The organism is Dolomitihabitans soli (assembly GCF_022213955.1).
Taxonomy (GTDB): domain Bacteria; phylum Actinomycetota; class Actinomycetes; order Streptosporangiales; family Streptosporangiaceae; genus Streptosporangium_A; species Streptosporangium_A soli.
Genome location: NZ_JAKNTW010000020.1, coordinates 74,261 through 93,056, shown reverse-complemented (window position 1 = coordinate 93,056; position 18,796 = coordinate 74,261). Strand labels below are relative to the sequence as shown.

Sequence of the window (18,796 nt, the reverse complement as noted above, 5' to 3'; positions counted from 1 at the left end):
GCCCTCGACGCGGTGATCCCGACAGGCGACCCGGACCGGTGACCACATCGCCCTGGCCGCGTCCGACGCGCCCGCCACGTGGGACGCGCGCGCCGGGATCGACGAGATGTTGTTCCCGGCCCGCGCGGGCCGGACCCTCGCGGGCCGGGAACAACAAGGTCAGACCACGTTCGGCGAGGCCCCGCTCGAACGCGCGGCCCGACCTGCTCCGGTGCCGCCCGCCGGGGAGCTACTTACTGGCTCGCCAGATGGAGACATTGGTCGCCCACAGGCCGCCGTTGTCCCAGGTCGTGGGATCGTTGACCGCGAAGAGCAGCCGTACGGGAACTCCTCCGTTCCAGGTGCGGCAGCCCTGGAAGCTGGTGGCCTGCTCAGGGGGACCGACCCATCCTCCCGGTTTGTTGTTGAATCGCAGAATCTCGGAGAACTGGTTGCGACCGGGGAAAGGCCAGTTGCCCTGCGCGACCGTCCCGTTACCGTCGGGGCCGTAATTGGCGCCCCACAGGTCGACCCGTACGCGATCAGAGAGCAGAGGGCGCACCACGAACGCGTCGTCGGGCAGCAGGATGTTGTCCGGGTCGGCGGTGTCGGGGATGCTGCCCCCGCCGTTGCCGAGCACGTCGGCCGCGTCCGAGAAGTCGGCCTGCCCACCGGTCTGGCAGCGACTCAGGGCGCTCGCCGCATCCGCGTCGGCGGGCGCGGCGGGCACCACGACCAGCGTCGTGAGCAGGGACAGCGCCACGAGTCGCCGCCGGCGCCGCGGATGGCGAGTCGGGAGCGTCGCCATGGTCACCTCTTTCTCGGGACGGATCCGGATGGCGGCCATCGACGATCACAGCCCGTTGATGAACACGTCGGAGTTGTTGCTGCAGTTGAACTCGACGCTGGTGTAGGGGCTGGGCGGGGTCCAGATGTCCCCGGTGCCGGTGAAGCTGTTCTCCCAGTACGGCGGGACCCCGCCGGAGAACCAGCGCCACCGGACGAGCCCGCCGCCGGGCACGTGGTAGCGGTAGGAGACCGGCCAGAACGGGTTGATGTACCAGTGCACCTGCGTCCACTGGTTCGCGAAGCAGAAGGAGCTGGCCGCGCTGCTCGTGCTCGCGCCCAGCGCCGACGCCGCCTGTGCGGGGGCGGCGCTCGCGCCCACGGCGAGCGTCGCGGCGGTGAGCAGCGCCATCGTTCCCTTGCGCAGTCGGCTTGTCCGGATACTCATGCAGATCCTCTCGGAGGGTCCCCGCCGTCTTGGGGCAGGGGCGTCGACTTCGAGATTCGGCACGATCGCCGCAGGTGGGAAGGGAATTCGAATTACCCGTACAAGCCCGTACACCGGCTGGTACGGGGTTGTACGGGGCCACGGTTCAGCAGGGCGGCCGGTAGGGCACGCCGGGGAGATGACGGGCCCATTCGGCCTGGGTGATCCGGGGGTGGGCGAGAGCGCAGATCCGGCGGGAGACGCGTCCGGTGTCCAGGTCCCAGATTCTCGCCACGCCGTCACCGTCGCCGCCGGCGGTGACGAGATGGTTCCCGGAGGTGAACGCCGCCGCCCAGACCGTGTCGGTGTGCCCGGTGAGGGTCGCGGCGGGTTGCCGGCCGGTGGTGTGCCACAGGCGGACGGTGTGGTCGGTGCTCGCGCTGGCGAGGGTTCGGCCGTCGGGGCTGTAGGCGAGGCCGTTGACGGTGTTGGTGTGGCCTGTCAGGGTGGCCTGGTGCCGGGGGCGGCGCTGGTCGGCGACGTTCCACAGGCGGATGGTCTGGTCGGCGCTCGCGCTGGCCAGGGAACGCCCGTCCGGGCTGAAGGCCGCCGCCATCACGCTGTTGGTGTGGCCGGTCAGGGTGGCGAGCGGTCGCGGGCCGGTGGTGTGCCACAGGCGGACGGTGTGGTCGGTGCTCGCGCTGGCGAGGGTTCGGCCGTCGGGGCTGTAGGCGAGGCCGTTGACGGTGTTGGTGTGGCCGGTCAGGGTGGCCCGGTGCCGGGGGCGGCGCGGATCCGTGACGTCCCAGAGGCGGACGGTCTGGTCGGCGCTCGCGGTCGCGAGGGTGCGCCCGTCCGGGCTGAAGACCGTGGCGAAGACGTTGTCGGTGTGGTCGGTCAGGGTGCTCAGCCGGCGCGGCCGGCGCGGGTCGGTGACGTCCCACAGCCGTACCGTCGAGTCGAGGCTGCCGGTGGCCAGCGTCCGCCCGGACGGTGCGAAGGCCACCGCGAAGATGCCGTCGGTGTGGCCGGTGAGGGTGGCCAGCCGGGTCGGCCGGTCGGGGTCCGTGATGTCCCACAACCGTGCGGTGCCCTGACTCGCGGTGGCGAGGGTCCGCCCGCCGGGGGCCGGAGCCACGGCGAGGACGGCTCCGCCGGGATCGGGCACCAGCGGGCCGCTCACCTGCCACACCCGTACGCTGTGATCGGCGGCGCCGGTGACCAGCGAGCGCCCGTCGGGACTGAAACCGATCCCGTGCACGGTGTCCGCGTGGCCGGTGAGCACGGCGGGAGCGCCGATGCGACCGAGGTCGCCGACGTCCCACACCCGTACCGACCGGTCGTAGCCGCCGGCGGCAAGGGACTTCCCGTCGGCGCTGAACGCGAGGGCGGAGACGCCGTTGCCGTGGCCGGTGAGGACGATCGGGGGCGGGCGGTCGTCCGGCCGTGCCAGATCCCACAGCCGCACCGTACGGTCGAAGCCGCCGGTGGCGAGCACCCGCCCGTCCGGGCTGAACGCAGCCGAGAGCACGCGGTCGGTGTGCCCGGTGAGCCGGGCCAGCACCCGGGGGCGCCGCCGATCGGCGATGTCCCACACGCGCACGGGATCGGTGGCGGAGACGGTGACCAGGGTGCGTCCGTCACGGCCGAAGACCGCCGCGGCGACACCCTCCCGATGACCGGTGAGCGTGGCCAGCGGCCGTGGCCGGCGGGGATCGGCGACGTCCCACAGGCGCGCCGTACGGTCGTAGCCGGCGGTGGCCAGCACGCGTCCGTCGGGGCTGAGCGCCACCCGGCGGACCGCCGCGGAGTGCCCGCGCACGGTGGCCAGAGCCGCCGGCCGCCGCGGATCGGACACCTCCCACAGCCGCGCCGTGCCGTCCTCGCCGCCGGTCGCGAGGACGCGGCCGTCGGGGGTGAAGTCGAGACCGAGGGCACCGCCGGGATGCGCGGCGACGACGGCCAGCGCCAGCGGGCGGTGCGGCCGGGACACGTCCCACAGCCGTACGGTGCCGTCCAGCGCGGCCGTGGCCATGACCCGCCCGTCCGGACGGAACCGGGTGGCGTACACGGTGCCGGTGTGCGCGGTCAGCACCGTGGCGTACGGCGTGCCGAACGCGCTCAGCAGGCTCCCTCGCGCCTCGAACGTCGGCGTCAGGTCATGGGCGGCCAGGGCGAGCTGTACGGCCAGCGCGGGATTGGTCGACCGCAGCGCGAGGGACTCGTTGGCGACCTTCCCCGACAGCGCGTTCTCGTGCTGCCGCCGGCTGATCCCCAGGTTGTCGACGGCGACGGTGGCCGCCACCCCGGTCGCGAGCAGCAGCACGACCAGGCCGGCGACCAGCTGGCGAAGGCGCCGGGTCCGCCGCCGGGCCAGCAGCCGTTCGGACTCGGCCAGCCGGAGGGACGCGTCCAGGAACTCCCGGGCCAGCCCGGTCGGGGCCGTGGGCCGCCCGGCGGACTCGGCCCACTCCTGGGCCACGGCGAGCCGGGCGCCCCGGTACAGCGCCGCCGCGTCGCGGTCCTCGCGGTACCAGGCGGACGCGGCCTCGGCGAGCCGCCGGCCGACGGCGAGCCCGGCCCGGTCCGCGTCCAGCCAGGCCCGCAGCCGGGGCCAGGCGGTCAGCAGCGCCTCGTGACTGATCCCGACGGTGCCGACGTGCGCGGTGACCAGCCGCTGGGCGACGAACCGGTCGAGCACGTCACGTGCCTCGGCCGTCCGCACGGGGTCGTGCCCGGCGAGCAGTTCGGCGACGGCGACCCGGCGCCGGGTCGCCGCGGTGTCGGGGGAGACGTGGACGAGGCTCAGGAACAGGCGGTGGGCCAGGTCCCGGTCTCGCTCGGACAACTCGTCGTAGACGGCGGAGGCGCTGGCGGCCACCGCGCCGCCGATCCCGCCCACCTCGCGGTAGCCGTCGATGGTGAGCCGGCCGCCGCGCCCCTGGCGCCAGGTCGCGTACAGGGCGTGCGAGAGCAGCGGCAGCACCCCGGCGTCGTGGGCCGCATGTGCCCCGGCCTGTGCCCCCGCCGCGGTCTCCGGCGGGGCGACCTCACGGAGCAGCAACTCGACCAGCCCGTCCTCCAGGTCGGCCTTCGCCTTGCGCGCCGGTTCAACGATCGCCTCGCGAAGCTCGGCCGTGTTCATCGGCCCCACCGTGAACTGGCCGTCGCGCAGGGCGGTGACGAGCTCGGGGAAACGCAGCGCCTGGGCGTAGAAGTCGGCGCGCAGGCCCAGGACCACCAGTGCTCGGTCGGCGCAGGAGGCGATCGCGTGCAGGGCGGCGATGAACAGCCGCCGCTCGCCCTCCTCGGCGCACGCGGTGAAGACCTCCTCGAACTGGTCGGCCACCAGCACGAGCCGCAGTTCGGCATCCGGGTCACGCCGCGCGAGGGCCAGCCGGGCGAACTCCGCGGCGCGAGCCGGATCGGCCCGGAGCTCGGGTGCCACCTCCGCCACCGGGATCCCGGCGAGCTCCGCCAGCCGGGCCGCCAGCTCGGTCACGGGAGCGGCGCCGGGGGTGAACAACGCGACGGGCCACCGCTCCGACCCGGGGACCCGGCCGGCGCTCAGTCCCGCGATCAAGCCCGCGCGCAGCAGCGACGACTTCCCCGACCCGGAGGCCCCCACCACCACCTGCACGCCGCCGCCCGCGCCCGGCAGGCCGGCCAGGCGGTCGATGAGCGCCGTGGTCAGCGCCCGCCGTCCGAAGAACCACTCGGCGTCCTCCGCCTGGAACCCCGCCAGCCCCCGGTACGGCTCAGGCCCGGCGGGCCGTGGTCCCGGCGCCCGCCTGACCCGTAACCAGGCCAGCAGCCACCGCTCGGTCAACTCCGGATCGGCGACTCCGCACGCCCGCAGGACCTGCACCAGCAGCTCACGTGAGGTCGTCGAGGGCAGCCCGCGGCCGGCGAACCAGTCTCCGATCGTGCTGTGCGCGCTCCGGGCGCCGACCTTCCCCGCCACCTGCCGGACCGTCAGCCCGGCCTGGTCGCGCAGCAGCGACAACTCCCGCGCGAAATCCTGGCGGGTGTGAACGCGGTCGGGAAGGGGAGTTTCCCCGGTCATCCCGGCCCGCTCGGCCGGGATGGGGTGACGCTATCCGACTCCGGGCCGTCATCGACTGCCTTTGATGGACGGCGTGCCGCACTGACTCTGTTCGCTGGGCGATTCATCCGAAAGCACCCTCCCGGACAATGGCGTGAACGTCATGGTCGCCGGTGAAGGCGACGTGAAGGGCTGGATGACGACACGATCGCTGATTCGGGCGGCTCGGTCAAGAGTTATGCGGAGCCTTCGGTGGAATGTGCGCATTTCGAGCGACGAATATAATGATTTAGTGTCTTTAGATGGGAAATATCCGCATATATCCGTTGGATTGAATTCGCGAGCCGTCTGGATCCTTCGCAGTGGTTCCGGGGCGCCCGCACCGCCCGCTGATCATCCGGGTAGGCGGTCGAGGAGGGCGAACCGCTCGGCGAACGCCGACATCTCCGCGTGTTGCCCGGCAGGTTCGGCCGCCGTGGCGCTCACGACGATCCGGGTCACGCCCTGGGCGGCGTACTCCTCGACCTGTTCGACGGGCATGTCGATCGACCCCCACCGGGTGTACTCCAGCTCGTCAGGGCTACGGCCGGCCTCGACGGCGGCCGCCCGGGCGAGGTCCAGCTGGACGGCGCGCTCGTCCGGACCGACCGCGCCGCCGGGAAAGTAGCCGTCGCCACGCCGCCCGGCGCGGCGGGCCGCCGCCCGGCTCGATCCGCCGACGTGGATCGGCAGGTGCGCGACCCCGTGGGGCTTCGGGAAACTGCTCAGGTTCTCGAAGGCGAAGAACTCGCCGTCGAAGCTGACGCCGTCCGCGTCCCCGCCCCACAGCAGCCGCAGCACGTCGATCGCCTCGTCGGCCCGACGACCGCGGCTGCCGAAGTCGACCCCCACGGCCTCCGCCTCGCCCGGCAGGGTGCCGAGTCCCACGGTCAGCAGCCGCATCCGTCCCTTGGACAGCACGTCGATGGTCGCCAGACGCTTGGCGAGGATCACCGGATGGTGGTACGGCAGCAGCAGTACGCCCGTTCCGAGCAGGATCCGCCGGGTGGCCGCGGCGACGAAGCTCAGGCAGTCGAGCGGATCGACGTACGGCAGCGACGGCGGGATCTCCCAGGGGCCGACCGTCGCGCCGGGATACAGCACGATGTGCTCCGGCAGGTACAGCGACTCGAAGCCGCACTCCTCGGCATGCCGGGCATAGGCCGTGATCGCGTCGGGGTCGACGAAACCGTAGTGGGCCGTGTTGTAGCTGATCCCGAACCTCATCGTCATTCCTCTGGTCGGCCGTTAGGCGATAGCTGTGCCGTACGAACCCGTGCGCCCGGGGGCCGCGGTGGTGTGCGGGCCCTCTTCGAGCACGGGGCGCTGCCACGCTAGAACGTTGCCGCCGGTGTCAAGGCAAGTCCCGCGCGGGCGCACGGGACCGCCGCGTGGGTCCGGGGTGGAAGTTTCACGAGTGCGCGCCGTCCGACCTGGGGTGTCGGAAAAGGTTTACCAGAGGTGTTGTGCGGCCCGGGAGGCGAACTTACGGTGACCCCACTCGCGGCGAACCGGTCCCGATCAAGTCGAAATATCGTCGAAGCGCTTCGATTTCCGGAAATCGATGACGATGGGGGGCCGGCCGCCGGCAGGACAACGGCGGGAGTGGGAGATCATGCTCAGGACGCTACGTCTCTTCGTTCCGGTATCCATGGTCGTGATGCTCGTCGGGCTGCTCGCCAGCCCGGCCCAGGCGGCCGTCTGGTCCTCGTCGGACCAGTGGGGCACCTGGAACAACGGCGGCTACACCCTCTACAACAACATCTGGGGGAGTGGTGCGGGCCCGCAGTCGATCTGGGCCAACTCCTTCAGCAATTGGGGCGTCTGGGCCAACCACCCCAACACCGGCGGCGTGAAGTCCTACCCCAACGCCACCCGGAACGTGAACCGTCGGATCAGCGCGCTGGGCAGCGTGACCAGTACCTTCAACGTCACGGTGCCGAACGGCGGCGCGTACGCGACGGCGTACGACATCTGGTGTGACAACCACGCCTACGAGATCATGCTCTGGATGAACAAGCGCGGCGCGGTGGGCCCGCTCGGGACCTGGCAGCGATCCCTGTCGGTCGGCGGCCACTCCTGGGACGTCTACCGCGGCTCCAACGGTTCCAACCAGGTCTTCTCCTTCGTACGGCAGGGCAACACGAACTCCGGAACCGTGGACATCAAGGCGGTCCTCACCTGGCTCAGGACCAACAACTGGTTCGGTGACGTGACCCTGGGCGACGTCCAGTTCGGCTACGAGATCACCTCGTCGAGCGGCGGCATGGACTTCCGCACCAACACCTTCTCCGTGTCGTCGAGCTGAACCGCCCCCGTCGCCCGTGATCGTGTTCCGGGCGACCCGGCGGACGCGACGCCTCCGCGGCCCCGCCATCGGCGCGGCGGGACCGCGGGAGGTGCGGGCCGGCGTGGGTGAGCGTCACTTCATCGGCTGGCTCGCACCGGACGAGCCGCGATACCGTTCCACCCGTGAGTCACGACGATGGGACCGAAGGAACCGGACACCCGGCGGCGATCGACACGGCTCCGGCCGCGCGGCGGGGAGACCCCTCCCGCGTCACCCTGCGCCCGATCATCCGCGATGACCAGGACGAGTTCGTCGAACTGGTCCGTGCCAGCGTCGACCTGCACAGTCCGTGGATGTCCCTGCCCAGCACGCCGCAGGAGTTCCAGGCCTACATCGGACGATTCGACGACCCGCAGACCGCCCGAGCACTGCTGGTCTGTGTGCGCGACACGGGTGCCATCGCGGGCAACGTCAACATCAACAGCATCATCCGCGGACGCCTCCAGAGCGGCGCTCTCGGTTACGCGGCCTTCGCCCCCACCGCCGGCCGGGGATACATGACCGAAGGTCTCGGCCTGGTGCTGCGCCACGCGTTCCTGGAGCTGCGGCTGCACCGGCTGGAGGCCCAGATCCAGTCCGAGAACCACGCCTCCCTGAAGCTGGTCCAGCGCCATGGTTTCCGCTACGAGGGCCGCTCGCCCGACCTGCTGTTCATCGACGGCGCCTGGCGGGATCACGAACGATGGGCCATCACCAACGCCATGGCCGGCCATGTTCCCGCCGACCCGCATCCGACCCTGCCCGTTCGCTGAGATCCGCAACGCCCCCGGGAGAGGCGAGAGCCGACGTCCTCCCGCCCTGCAGGCCAGGGTTCACGCTAAGGAATTCGTTGAAGCCAGGAAACGGCGCGGCCCTCACCGCGCGCCTCCGCACGCCCGTCAAAGCCGGAGAGCTCCTCATCGCGCCGAGCCACACGCCCGGCCGGTTCGACAGCCACTCCGTGGACTGCCCGTTCGTCTTCACCCGCGACGGCACGACCGGTATGACCTTCGTCGGGTGGGACGGCGTCGGTTACCAGACCGCGCTCACCTGGCTGAACGAGGACGGCACCTGGACGGAACCGGAGGTCGTGTTCGCACGGGCGGAATCGTCTCCCCATCGACGGTACAACGCGGCGCTGACGTCGATCCTGCGTGACAACGACCTGTTCGGCACGGGCGAACTCCTAACCGTCGACGGCTGGTACTACGGCACCTACCACGCCTATCCGTCCGCGGGATATGAGGAGGGCTCCGCCGTCATCGGCATCGTGCGCAGCCGTGACCTGCGCGAGTGGGAGGATTTCGGCGACGTGCTCCGGCCGGAGGACGGCGCGGACTGGGAGCGCGGCGGCCTGTACAAGTCGTGGCTGCTCGAGCATGAGGGCCGTTTCTGGCTGTTCTACAACGCGAAGGACGACTCGCCCCGGGGCTGGGCGGAACAGACCGGCGCAGCCGTCTCCACCGACCTCGTCAGCTGGCGGCGCGTGTCGGACCGGCCGTTGCTCGTGCGGGGGGAGGCGGGCGAGTTCGACGAGCGTTTCGCCTCCGACCCCTGCGTGCTCAGAGCGGACGACACCTGGGTGATGTTCTACTTCGGGCTCTCGGCGAACGGCAAGGCGCGCGACTCCTTCGCGACATCGCCGGACCTGCTCCAATGGACCAAGGGCGGGGAAATCCTGGTCGACGTGGGCCCGCCCGGCAGCGTCGACGAGTGTTACGCCCACAAGCCGGCAGTCCTCTGGCGGGACGGCGTGCTGGAGCACTACTACTGCGCGGTGCGCAGGATCGAGCCGATCATGTTGGACGGGTATCGCCAGAACGAGAGCCGCGGCATCTCCGTCGCGCGTTCGGCGTGACCCGCAGGCCGGCCGGACCCGCAGGCCGGCCGGACCCGCAGGCCGGCCGGACCCGCAGGCCGGCCGGACCCGCAGGCCGGCCGGGCCGGTAGGCCGGTGAGGCCCGCCGGCCGGCGGCGATCCGCGGGCGCGCCTCCCGCGGAACGGCGTTTCCATGGACGGCTCCGGCTCCTCAGACGACTCCGGCGATCCCCCGTACGGCCAGGCCCACGCCGAGCACGATGACGACGGCGGCGGTGCCGATCGGGGCGAGCGACGACAGGCGGGCCGCCATGCCGTTCCCCTTCGCCGCCAGCGCGTCGAGCCGTCCCGCCAGCTTGACTAGGAGCAGGCCGGTGGCGGTCAGCGTGCCCGCCATGCCGATGCCGTAGGCGAACACCAGCGCGACCCCGAACCACGTGCGGCCGAGCGCGATGGCGCCGAGCAGGACGACGAGCGCCGAAGGGCTGGGCACCAGACCTCCCGCCACCCCCATCCCCACCAGCCCGCTCGCAGAACGCGGGGCCTCGGCACGCGCGGGCCGTTCGTGCTCCCGCACCAGCGTCCGGACGCCTCCCTGATCCGGGTGGTCATACTCGGTCTCGCCCGCCCGGCCCCCGTCGCGGCCGGGCCACTGGTCCCGCTCTTGAGCGGAGTGCCCGTGCCCATGCCCATGCCCATGCCCATGGGCGTGTCCGTGTCCGTGCCCGAAAGGTCCGTGGCCGTGTCCATGTCCGTGGCCGGAGCGGGCGTGGCCGTGGCGGGCGCGCCAGGCCGACCACAGGAGACCCGCGCCGACGGCGGTGATCAACACCCCGCTGGCCAGGCCGAGCCAGCCGAGCACGGACTCCCCGGTGAGGGCGGAGAAGGCGGTCAGGCACAGGCCGACGACCAGAACGCCCAGCGTGTGGGTGGCCGTCACGGTGGCCCCGACGACCAGTGCGTCACGCGGCCGGCCGCTCCGCCCGGCGAGGTACGCGGCCATGATGGTCTTGCCATGGCCGGGGATGAGGGCGTGGCCCGCGCCGAGCACAACGGCCAGCAGTACGGCGAGCACGCCCAGCGGCACGGTCAGGGACTCGGCGCCGATCAGCTCCGTGAACAGGCGGTCCAGCGCGGCCAGCGCGTCCCCGAGAGGCCCGCCGGACACCGGCGGCAGCGGCGCCGTCGTCGTCGAACCGGCTCCCGGCCGCACGACGAGCTCGGCCGTACGCTGGTCGAGCGGTACGGCCAGCAGGTCGTCCGGGTAGGCCCGCAGTTCACGGCTCACGCTCGCGCCGGGCACCGACGATCGTGCCAGCCCCAGTCCTCCGGAGGACACCGCGGTGATCTCCCGCCAGCCCAGCCGGTCGGCCAGGAAGCCGTCGCTGAACCCGATCGTCCCGCCGTCCTCCGGCGAAAGGGCGGCGGCCCGGAGCGGTTCGGCGTCGGCCGTCAGCCGGCACGTCAGGCGGCTGGTCCGCAGGCCGCCCTGGCCGGGCTCATAGGCGAAGACGGCCTCGGCGACCTGCCACGCCGTCGCGACCCCGTTCACCGTCAATCGTTGCGCGGCGGCGAGTTCGGCGCATCTGGCGGTGCCGTACGCCGTGCTTTCGGCCGCCGAGACCGTTCCCGACCGATCGGCGTCCACCGCGGAGCGGGCCTGGAGGGTGGGCAGTTCGGCGCTGTCCACGACCGCCAGATTCGCCACCTGACCGGGCGTGACCCGCAGGCCGTTGTAGTGGTTGACGGTGAAGTTGCCCAGCGGATGCGTCACCCCGGCGTGGGCGGGCGCGGCGGGCGCCAGGAGGGTCGCGCACATCAGCAGGCCGGCGACGGCCGTGGCCGCCGCCGTCCGGAGGGCCGTTCCGGGCGTCATGAGAACCTCGCCAGTGCGGGGAGGGCGGGGGAGAAGGCCGGATCGGCGTCGCGGGCCCGGGCGGCTGAGCGCCGGGATGCTCCGTCGAGTCCGAGGGCGCGTTCGATCTCGGCGCGGTGATGGTGGAACAGGGCGTTGCGCCAGCCGGTGGCGGTGGCCTCGCGCGCGCGGGGGAGCGCCTCCTCGGCCCGGCCGTCGCGGTACAGGGCCCAGGCCAGCGCGTCGGCGGCGACCACGTTGGGGTTGCGGGCGTACTCGGCTTCGGCGTGCGCGACGGCCCGCGCGGGGGAGCCGTGGTCGGCTTCGAACTCGGCCCAGGTCAGGTCGTCCCGGACGCCGGTCTCCCGCATCAGGTCCCGCTGCGCGCGCAGCAGCGCCCACTGCTCCGCGGGGTCCCTGCCCGCCGCGACCAGCACCTCGGCGTACTCGATGACGTACTGCGGCAGAGGCAGGCGTTCGACCACGGTGGCGTAGACGTCGGCGGCCTCGGCCGGTCGGCCGGCGAGCGCGGCGGCCCTGGCGGTCCCGGCGAGGGCCGGCGTGTAGTCCGGGGCGGCCCGCAACGCGAGGCGGTACTGCTCGGTGGCGCCGCGCAGGTCACCGGAGTGCAGGGCCAGCTCACCCAGGTAGTGACGGCAGTAGGCGATGTCGGCGAGGGAGAAGGCGCCGTCGAGGGCGTACTCCAGCATGCGGCGCGCCGTCCGGCGATCCCCCCGCAGTTCGGCGTCGTAGGAGGCCCGGGTGTAGGCCGCGACCCCGGGGTGCAGTTCCAGCATCCTGTTGATCGCCCGGGTGGCCTCGCCGTACCGGCCGAGCTGGGTGTACGCGTCGGCCAGCACCGCCTGCGCACCCTGGCCGTAGGGGTTGGCCCGCTCCGACAGCCTGGCCAGCCGTACGGCTTCGGTGAAGTCGTGCCGACCGGCGGCGAGCGCGGCCTGACCGGTCAGCGCGGCGAAGTTGCCGGGCGCCAGTACGGCGGAGCGGGCCAGCGCCTGCTCGGCCTTCGGGTAGAAGGACGGGTCGGCCGTGAGGCGGGCCTGCTGGACGTAGGCGGAACCGAGCTGGGCCCACGCCTGGTGATCGGCGGGCAGCCGCCGGAGCCGGAGGTTCAGCGACCGGATCGCGTCCGCGTGGGAGGCGGCCGAGACCGGGATGTCGGCCGCCTGCGCGGGGACGGCGGCGGCCGGCGGGGGTGGCTCGCCGGGGATCAGGGCCGCCCCCGCCGTCAGCGCCGCCGCCAGGCTCAGCACGCCTGCGGCGATCAGGGCTTTCGCGGATGTCTTCACTGTGATGTCCCTCGTGACCGGGTGCGGGACCCGGGGACCGGGTCCCGCGTCGTCGGGTCAGGTCGCGTTGACCGACGTGTTGCCGGGCAGCGCGATGTAGGGGAACCGGGTGCCGAACGGCTTGTCGTTCTGGTCCACCTTGTCGCCGGCGGCCAGCGCGTCGACCAGCTTTCCGGTCTGGGCGGCGCCGACCATCGCCTGCAGCGCGATGTCGATCACGTCGTCCCCGAGGCGGCGGCCGTTCGGGAAGCCCTGCAGGTCACCCGCGAGCACACCGAGCCGGTTGGGAGTCGCGGCGGGCGGGACGGCCATGTTCAGCCGCAGCATCTCCGCCGGGCGCAGCTTGCCCGCGTCCTTGTTGAGGCTCTGCGAGTTGAGATCGGCCTTGATGGGACCGTTGGCCTTGGCGATGCCGGTCAGGAAGATCTCGACCAGGTCGTTCCGCGGGGTCTTCGGCGCCTTGACGCCGTAGATGGCCTCGATGAGCCGGGGGACCTCAGGGGAGGTGACGCGCTTGACGACGGCCGGGACGCCGGCGTCCTTGTGCGGCGGCAGCGCGTTGAAGGTGTCCTTCAGACCGGCCGGCACCACGACCTCGTTGACCAGCGGCTGGCCCAGTCGGGAAACCTGGACGAAGCCCTGCGGGCTCCACTTGTCCACGGTGGACCAGACGCCGATGACCGGGTTGCGACGGGCGTCGCCCTTCAGCGCGATCTCCTTCTTGGGCAGCTGCAACGCGAGACTGTGCACGTTGTAGCCCTTGAGCGTGTCCTGGCCGACCTCGGAGAGGTCACCGCCGTAGAGCAGGTCGAAGACCCGCAGGTCGGCGAAGAACGCCTCGTCGGCCTGCCCGGCGAACGCCCGGCCGCCGCCGTCCAGCTTCTTGATCGACTGGGCGCGGAGCGTGTCGTAGGCGGGCATCGAGGCGGGGCCGGTGTTGCTCGGGGCCGCCACGCCGTTCGCGACCAGGGTGCGGGTCCGCCCGTGGGCGATCCGCTTGAGCGTGTAGCGCTGCTTGAACAGCAGGTTCTTGTCGTTCAGCGAGGTGACCGGGCCGTTGTTGTACAGGAAGGTGCCGGTGCCGCGCTTGTCGTCGTCGCGGAACGTCCACTCGTAGACGATGTCGGGCATCGCGTCGCCGTTACTGTCGATCTTGATGTTGTAGCGCGACTTGGTGTCGAACTGGTAGAAGTTCGGTCCGCCGGTCGGCTCCTCGAATGGGATGAAGTTGGCCATCAGGGTGACGGTGTCGGGCTTGTCCGGGCTGACGAACGCGTACACGTCGGTGTTGTCGTTGCGGGGGTCACCCGCGATCATGGGCGCCTCGCGGTGCGAGGACGCCACTCCGGTCTCCGCTCTGAGCAGCGCGAGCGAGGAGACGGTCAGTGCTCCCGCGACGCCGATGCCGATCAGGGCGCGCCGATTGATTCGGAGCTCCATGGGTCGTTCAGTCCTTTCGGCTGCCGGTCACCGAGGTGACCGGCCTGAAATTCTGGGGAGGAAGCATCCGGCCGGATTTCCAGATCCCTATTCGCCGCTGGACCGTCTTCGGATTGGTCGTTCTCCGGGTCTGTGAGGTGACCTTGGTCCCGGCCATGTCGCACCATCGCCCGGCGGACCAAGGAGCCCTTCATCCCAGCGGGGGACTGAGGCGTGCGAAGCCCTCCTGCCGGTGGTAGGGGAAGTAGGGGTAGGGCGCGGTGACGCCGCTGGCCGCGTTGAGTTTCGCGATCTGTTCGGGTGCCAGCGTCCAGCCGACCGCGCCGAGGTTCTGTAGGAGCTGTTCCTCGGTGCGGGCGCCGATGATGACCGAGGCCACGGTGGGCCGCTGGAGGAGCCAGTTGATCGCGATCTGCGGTACCGCCTTGCCGGTCTCCGCGGCGACCTCGTCGAGGGCGTCGACGACGCGGTACAGCTGCTCCTGCTCCACCGGCGGGCCGTACTCCGCGGTCTGGTGCAGGCGGCTCCGGGCGGGGAGCGGCTGGCCGCGGCGGATCTTGCCGGTGAGCCGTCCCCAGCCGAGCGGGCTCCAGACGAGCGCCCCGACGCCCTGGTCGAGGCCGAGGGGCATCAGCTCCCACTCGTAGTCGCGGCCGACCAGGGAGTAGTAGACCTGGTGGGCGACGTACCGCGGATGGCCCCGCTCGGCCGCGATCGCCAGCGACTTCATCAGCTGCCAGCCCGAGAAGTTGGAGACGCCGAGGTAACGGATCTTCCCCGCCCGTACCAGGTCGTCCAGGGTGGACAGCACTTCCTCGATCGGGGTGCCGGCGTCGAAGGCGTGCAACTGGAAGAGGTCGATGTGGTCGGTGCGGAGCCGGCGTAGCGCGTTCTCGCACGCCTTGATGAGGCGCGAGCGGGAGGAGCCCGCGTCGTCGGGTCCTTCCCCCATCGGCAAGCTGGTCTTGGTGGACAGCAGCACCTTGTCGCGGCGGCCCTTGATCGCTTCACCGAGGACCTCCTCGGAGGCTCCGTCCGAGTAGACGTCGGCGGTGTCGAACATCGTCACGCCGGCGTCGAGGCAGATGTCCACGAGCCGGCGGGCCTCGCGCGCGTCGGTGGTGCCCCAGGCGCCGAACAGGTCGCCGCTCCCGCCGAAGGTGCCGGCGCCGAAGCTCAGCGCCGGCACCTTGAGGCCGGATGCGCCCACTCGTCGATATTCCATGATCTTGCCCCCGCTTAATGGTTCTTTGGTTCCGTTAAGATGAAACTAGCACGCCATGCGGTGCTAATGGAACTGGAGAACCGTTATGAGAAGTGCGGGGCCGGTCCGGCCTGGCCCAGTGCGCGGGCGGCCGGTGGCGCTCTCCATGCTGCGGGGGTCGCCGACCGCCTGGTGTGGCAGGCTCAGCCGGGTGGACGACATGTGGGATCTGGTGGTGGTCGGCGGTGGTCCCGCGGGTTCCGCGGCGGCCCTGCGCGCGAAGCAACTACGCCCGAAGGCGCGGGTGCTCCTCCTGGACCGCGCGGACTTCCCCCGGGACAAGGCGTGCGGCGACGGGATCGCCGCCCACGGCCGCGACGAACTCGACCTGCTGGGCGTCCCCGGCCTCATCGCCGACTACCGGCCGACGCACCGCCTGTCGGTGATCTCTCCCGGCGGCGCGCGGGTCTGTGCGACCGTCGCCCGGCCCAACCACGTGGTCCCCCGTAAGGTCTTCGACGCCCGCCTCGTCGAGGCCGCCCGCGCCCGCGGGGTCGAGGTCCGCCGGCACCGGGTCCGCGCGCTCACGCCCCACGGCGATCACGTCCTCGTCGACGGTGTCCTCGCCGCTCGCGTGGTCGTCGGCGCCGACGGGGCCAACTCGGCCGTGCGCCGCCTCATCGGCATCGCGGCGACCCGGGACAGACACGTCGCGATCGCCGTCCGGGGCTACGCGGACGTGCCCGCCGACGACGACGTCCAGCACATCGCCATGCAGCGGGACGGCTGGCCCGCCTACGCCTGGTCGTTCCCGATCGGCGACGGAACCGCCAACGTCGGCTTCGGGATGCTGCTGCCCCGGCTGCGCGCCACCGGCCTTCCCGGCCGCGAGGTCCTGCACGGCCGGCTCGCCGAACTGCTGCCGCACCTGCCCGCCCGTGATCTCCGCGCGCACCACCTGCCGCTGTCCCCCGGCAGGCCCCGGCCGGGAACCGGCCGGGTGCTGCTCGCCGGTGACGCCGCCGGCCTCATCAACCCGCTCACCGGAGAGGGCATCTACTACGCGCTCCTCTCCGGCCGGCTCGCGGGCGAATCCGCCGTCCAGGCGGCCGGAGACCCCCTGCCGGCCTACCGCCGCGGGCTGCGGAAGCATCTGGGACGGCACCTTCGCACCACCGACGTGCTGGCTCGGGCGGCCCAGTCGCCGAGCTTCATCGACGCCGCGATCGACGTCGCCGCCCGGCACCGGAAGGTGTTCGACCTGCTGGTCGAGGTGGGACTCGGCGCGGGCACGGTGCCGCCGCCGCTCGCCGCCGCCGTGCTGCGCCGCTGGCTCGCGCACGGCGTCCGAGGCGGCTGATCCCACGGGTCAGGCCGGGGGCGGGATCTCTCCCGATCCCCGGACGACCAGCTCGACCGGCACCTTCACCCGCCGGGGCGTGCCGGTGGGGGAGAGCAGCAGGTCGACGGCGCTGCGGCCGAGCCTCGCGGTGTCGTAGCGGACCACCGTCACGCCGGGATTGAAGACCTCCGCCAGGGCGAAGTCGTCGAAGCCCACGAAGGCGGGCCGCTCGGTACGGTCCCTGAGCGCCTGGAGGATGCCGATCGCCGCCCGGTTGTTGGTGGCGAAGAAGGCCGTGGGCGGCTCCGCCAGGTCGAGCAGCCGGCCCACCTCGTGGCTGACCCGCCACGGGTCGAACACCTCGTGCACGACCAGCGTCTCCTCGACCGCCACGCCGGCGGACCGCATCGCCGTACGGTATCCGGACGCGCGGTCGTGCACGGAGCTCAGCCCGGCGTGGTCGGAGACCAGGGCGATGCGGCGGTGGCCCCTGGCCAGCAGGTGCTCGGTGGCGACCCGGCCGCCGGTCAGGTCGTCGAGCAGCACCACGTCGGAGTCGAGCCCGGCGGGGACGCGGTCCACGAACACGGTCCTCGGGCCCTTCGCGAGCCAGGAGTGATCCCCCTCGGAGGGCACGATGATCAGCGAGTCCACCCCCCGGGCGTACATCGACTCCACCAGCATCCGCATCCGCTCCGGCCGCTCCTCGTACGTGCCGAACACCACCAGCGCCTCGTGCTCCGCCGCCGCGACCTCCACGGCCTTGGCCAGGCGGGAGGAGAACTCGTTGGAGATGTTCTCCATGATCAGGCCGATGGTCAGCATGGAGGCGCCGCGGGCCAGCCGGCTGGCGGCCTCGTTGCGCCGGAAGCCGAGCGCACTGATCGACGCCAGCACCTGCTGCCGCAACGTGGCCCTGACATGAGGTTCCCGGTTGACCACCCGCGAGACGGTCTTCAGGCTGACTCCCGCGTGCCGGGCCACGTCGGCCATCGTGGGAGGGCGGGCCGAGTTGCGCGCTGTCATAATGTGCCCCCATGGATGACGACTGGATCTGTAGCCGCCTCGGTGAGGACGCCCCCTGGATGCTCGGCGCGGTGAATCCGCCGGTGTTCGAGAACTCCCTGTTCACCTTCGACACGGCAGGCGAGCTGGCCGAGGCCGTCAAGGACGAGGACGAGCGCTACGTCTACTGGCGAGGCACCAACCCGACCGTCGATCTGGTCCAGCGGAAGCTGGCGGCGCTGGAGCGTGCCGAGCGGGCCAAGTGCTTCGGCTCCGGGATGGGCGCGATCTCGGCGACGATCTCCTCGCTGGTGTCGGCCGGCGACCACGTGCTGGTGCTCGGCGCGGTCTACGGGCCGACCACGCAGTTCCTGCGCTACTTGGAGAAGTACGGCGTCACGCACACTCATGTCAGCAGCCTCGCTGATCTTGACAGCGCTATCAGGTCCACCACCCGAGCACTCTACTTCGAGTCGCCGTCCTACATGCGCTACGAGATCTTCGACATCGCCGCCGTGTCCGCCTGGGCGCGCGCCCACGGGCTGATCTCGGTGATGGACAACACCTGGTCCACGCCGCTTTACCAGAAACCGCTCACGCTGGGCGTGGACCTGGTGGTGCACTCGCTGTCGAAGTACATCGGCGGCCACAGCGACCTGGTCGGCGGCGTGGTCGCGGGTGCCACGGAGCTGATCAGGCCGCTCGCGTTGACCGAATACCAGCTCTACGGCGCGGCTATGTCACCGCACGACGCGGCCAAGGTGATCAAGGGACTGCGCACCCTGTCCGTCCGGATGGCCGCCCACCAGGAACGCGGCCTGGCCGTGGCCCGTTTCCTGGCCGGGCACCCACGGGTGCGCGCGGTCAACCATCCCGGACTGCCCGGCCATCCCGGACACGAGCAGGCGTTGCGGCAGATGAGCGGTTTCTCCAGCCTGTTCAGCCTGGAGCTGGACACGGACTCCCGCGCGGAGGTGGCCGCGTTCGTCGACGGGTTGCGCCACTTCCGCGTCGCGGTGTCGTGGGGCGGCTTCGAGAGCCTGGCCGTCGCCCCGGCGGTGGGCGCGCAAGAGGAGCGGGAGTCGGTGCGGGCCACGATGGGCATCCCCGTCGGGCTGGTCCGGCTGTCCGTCGGCCTGGAGCCGGCCGACACTCTCATCGCCGATCTCGGGGTGGCGCTGGAGGGGGGACGTCCCCTAGCTTGATGACAGCGCTGTCA

14 protein-coding genes are annotated in these 18,796 nt (G+C 71.9%); 5 read left to right on the top strand and 9 right to left on the bottom strand.

What is annotated here, in order from left to right:
* Window positions 1-229: 229 nt before the first annotated feature.
* The 4 genes from MBA17_RS32095 to MBA17_RS32080 form a co-directional block, all read right to left on the bottom strand.
* Window positions 230-787, bottom strand: a complete 558-nt coding sequence (locus tag MBA17_RS32095; protein ID WP_238500502.1) for a hypothetical protein — start codon at window positions 785-787, stop codon at window positions 230-232.
* A gap of 45 nt (window positions 788-832) precedes the next feature.
* Window positions 833-1,213 (bottom strand): hypothetical protein, encoded by a 381-nt coding sequence (locus tag MBA17_RS32090; RefSeq protein WP_238500500.1) that lies wholly within the window; start codon window positions 1,211-1,213, stop codon window positions 833-835.
* A gap of 145 nt (window positions 1,214-1,358) precedes the next feature.
* Window positions 1,359-5,258, bottom strand: a complete 3,900-nt coding sequence (locus MBA17_RS32085; protein ID WP_274386282.1) for an nSTAND1 domain-containing NTPase — start codon at window positions 5,256-5,258, stop codon at window positions 1,359-1,361.
* A gap of 372 nt (window positions 5,259-5,630) precedes the next feature.
* Window positions 5,631-6,503 (bottom strand): TIGR03619 family F420-dependent LLM class oxidoreductase, encoded by an 873-nt coding sequence (locus MBA17_RS32080; protein ID WP_238500497.1) that lies wholly within the window; start codon window positions 6,501-6,503, stop codon window positions 5,631-5,633.
* 388 nt (window positions 6,504-6,891) lie between these two features.
* Between MBA17_RS32080 and MBA17_RS32075 the strand changes: the two genes are divergently transcribed.
* From MBA17_RS32075 to MBA17_RS32065, 3 genes are all read left to right on the top strand, one after another.
* On the top strand, window positions 6,892-7,584 hold the full coding sequence (locus tag MBA17_RS32075) for a glycoside hydrolase family 12 protein (protein WP_238500493.1): 693 nt from the start codon (window positions 6,892-6,894) through the stop codon (window positions 7,582-7,584).
* 164 nt (window positions 7,585-7,748) lie between these two features.
* A complete protein-coding gene (locus MBA17_RS32070) occupies window positions 7,749-8,378 on the top strand; it encodes a GNAT family N-acetyltransferase (RefSeq protein ID WP_238500491.1) in 630 nt (209 codons plus the stop codon).
* Between the two features lie 77 nt (window positions 8,379-8,455).
* Window positions 8,456-9,463, top strand: coding sequence for a glycoside hydrolase family protein (locus MBA17_RS32065; protein WP_238500490.1), 1,008 nt, complete (start codon window positions 8,456-8,458; stop codon window positions 9,461-9,463).
* A gap of 172 nt (window positions 9,464-9,635) precedes the next feature.
* On the opposite strand, the gene MBA17_RS32060 is transcribed toward MBA17_RS32065, so the two are convergent.
* The 4 genes from MBA17_RS32060 to MBA17_RS32045 all read right to left on the bottom strand — a co-directional run bounded on the left by MBA17_RS32060 (window position 9,636) and on the right by MBA17_RS32045 (window position 15,236).
* Window positions 9,636-11,300 (bottom strand): nickel/cobalt transporter, encoded by a 1,665-nt coding sequence (locus tag MBA17_RS32060; protein WP_238500488.1) that lies wholly within the window; start codon window positions 11,298-11,300, stop codon window positions 9,636-9,638.
* Complete coding sequence (locus tag MBA17_RS32055; protein ID WP_238500486.1) at window positions 11,297-12,586, bottom strand: tetratricopeptide repeat protein; 1,290 nt, start codon at window positions 12,584-12,586, stop codon at window positions 11,297-11,299. Before MBA17_RS32055 ends, MBA17_RS32060 begins: the two co-directional genes overlap by 4 nt.
* 57 nt (window positions 12,587-12,643) lie before the next feature.
* Entirely contained in the window at window positions 12,644-14,026 is a 1,383-nt protein-coding gene (locus MBA17_RS32050) for a DUF4331 domain-containing protein (RefSeq protein WP_238500485.1), read from the bottom strand.
* 190 nt (window positions 14,027-14,216) lie between these two features.
* Window positions 14,217-15,236: an aldo/keto reductase gene (locus tag MBA17_RS32045; RefSeq protein WP_238500484.1), complete on the bottom strand. Its 1,020-nt coding sequence runs from the start codon at window positions 15,234-15,236 to the stop codon at window positions 14,217-14,219.
* Window positions 15,237-15,369: 133 nt separating this feature from the next.
* On the opposite strand from MBA17_RS32045, the gene MBA17_RS32040 reads away from it, so the two are divergent.
* Complete coding sequence (locus tag MBA17_RS32040; RefSeq protein ID WP_238500483.1) at window positions 15,370-16,590, top strand: NAD(P)/FAD-dependent oxidoreductase; 1,221 nt, start codon at window positions 15,370-15,372, stop codon at window positions 16,588-16,590.
* Between the two features lie 9 nt (window positions 16,591-16,599).
* On the opposite strand, the gene MBA17_RS32035 is transcribed toward MBA17_RS32040, so the two are convergent.
* Window positions 16,600-17,598 carry a LacI family DNA-binding transcriptional regulator gene (locus MBA17_RS32035; RefSeq protein WP_238500482.1) on the bottom strand — a complete coding sequence of 333 codons (999 nt, stop codon included), beginning with the start codon at window positions 17,596-17,598 and terminating at the stop codon, window positions 16,600-16,602.
* Window positions 17,599-17,609: 11 nt separating this feature from the next.
* Here MBA17_RS32035 and MBA17_RS32030 point away from each other — a divergent pair, with 11 nt between their 5' ends.
* Window positions 17,610-18,782, top strand: a complete 1,173-nt coding sequence (locus MBA17_RS32030) for a trans-sulfuration enzyme family protein (RefSeq protein WP_238500481.1) — start codon at window positions 17,610-17,612, stop codon at window positions 18,780-18,782.
* Window positions 18,783-18,796 lie beyond the last annotated feature (14 nt).

Bases quoted from the DNA above. Each gene is read 5' to 3' on its own strand.
- MBA17_RS32095 (WP_238500502.1), bottom strand. From the start codon at position 787: ATGGCGACGCTCCCGACTCGCCATCCGCGGCGCCGGCGGCGACTCGTG.
- MBA17_RS32090 (WP_238500500.1), bottom strand. From the start codon at position 1,213: ATGAGTATCCGGACAAGCCGACTGCGCAAGGGAACGATGGCGCTGCTC.
- MBA17_RS32085 (WP_274386282.1), bottom strand. From the start codon at position 5,258: ATGACCGGGGAAACTCCCCTTCCCGACCGCGTTCACACCCGCCAGGAT.
- MBA17_RS32080 (WP_238500497.1), bottom strand. From the start codon at position 6,503: ATGAGGTTCGGGATCAGCTACAACACGGCCCACTACGGTTTCGTCGAC.
- MBA17_RS32075 (WP_238500493.1), top strand. From the start codon at position 6,892: ATGCTCAGGACGCTACGTCTCTTCGTTCCGGTATCCATGGTCGTGATG.
- MBA17_RS32060 (WP_238500488.1), bottom strand. From the start codon at position 11,300: ATGACGCCCGGAACGGCCCTCCGGACGGCGGCGGCCACGGCCGTCGCC.
- MBA17_RS32050 (WP_238500485.1), bottom strand. From the start codon at position 14,026: ATGGAGCTCCGAATCAATCGGCGCGCCCTGATCGGCATCGGCGTCGCG.
- MBA17_RS32035 (WP_238500482.1), bottom strand. From the start codon at position 17,598: ATGACAGCGCGCAACTCGGCCCGCCCTCCCACGATGGCCGACGTGGCC.
- MBA17_RS32030 (WP_238500481.1), top strand. From the start codon at position 17,610: ATGGATGACGACTGGATCTGTAGCCGCCTCGGTGAGGACGCCCCCTGG.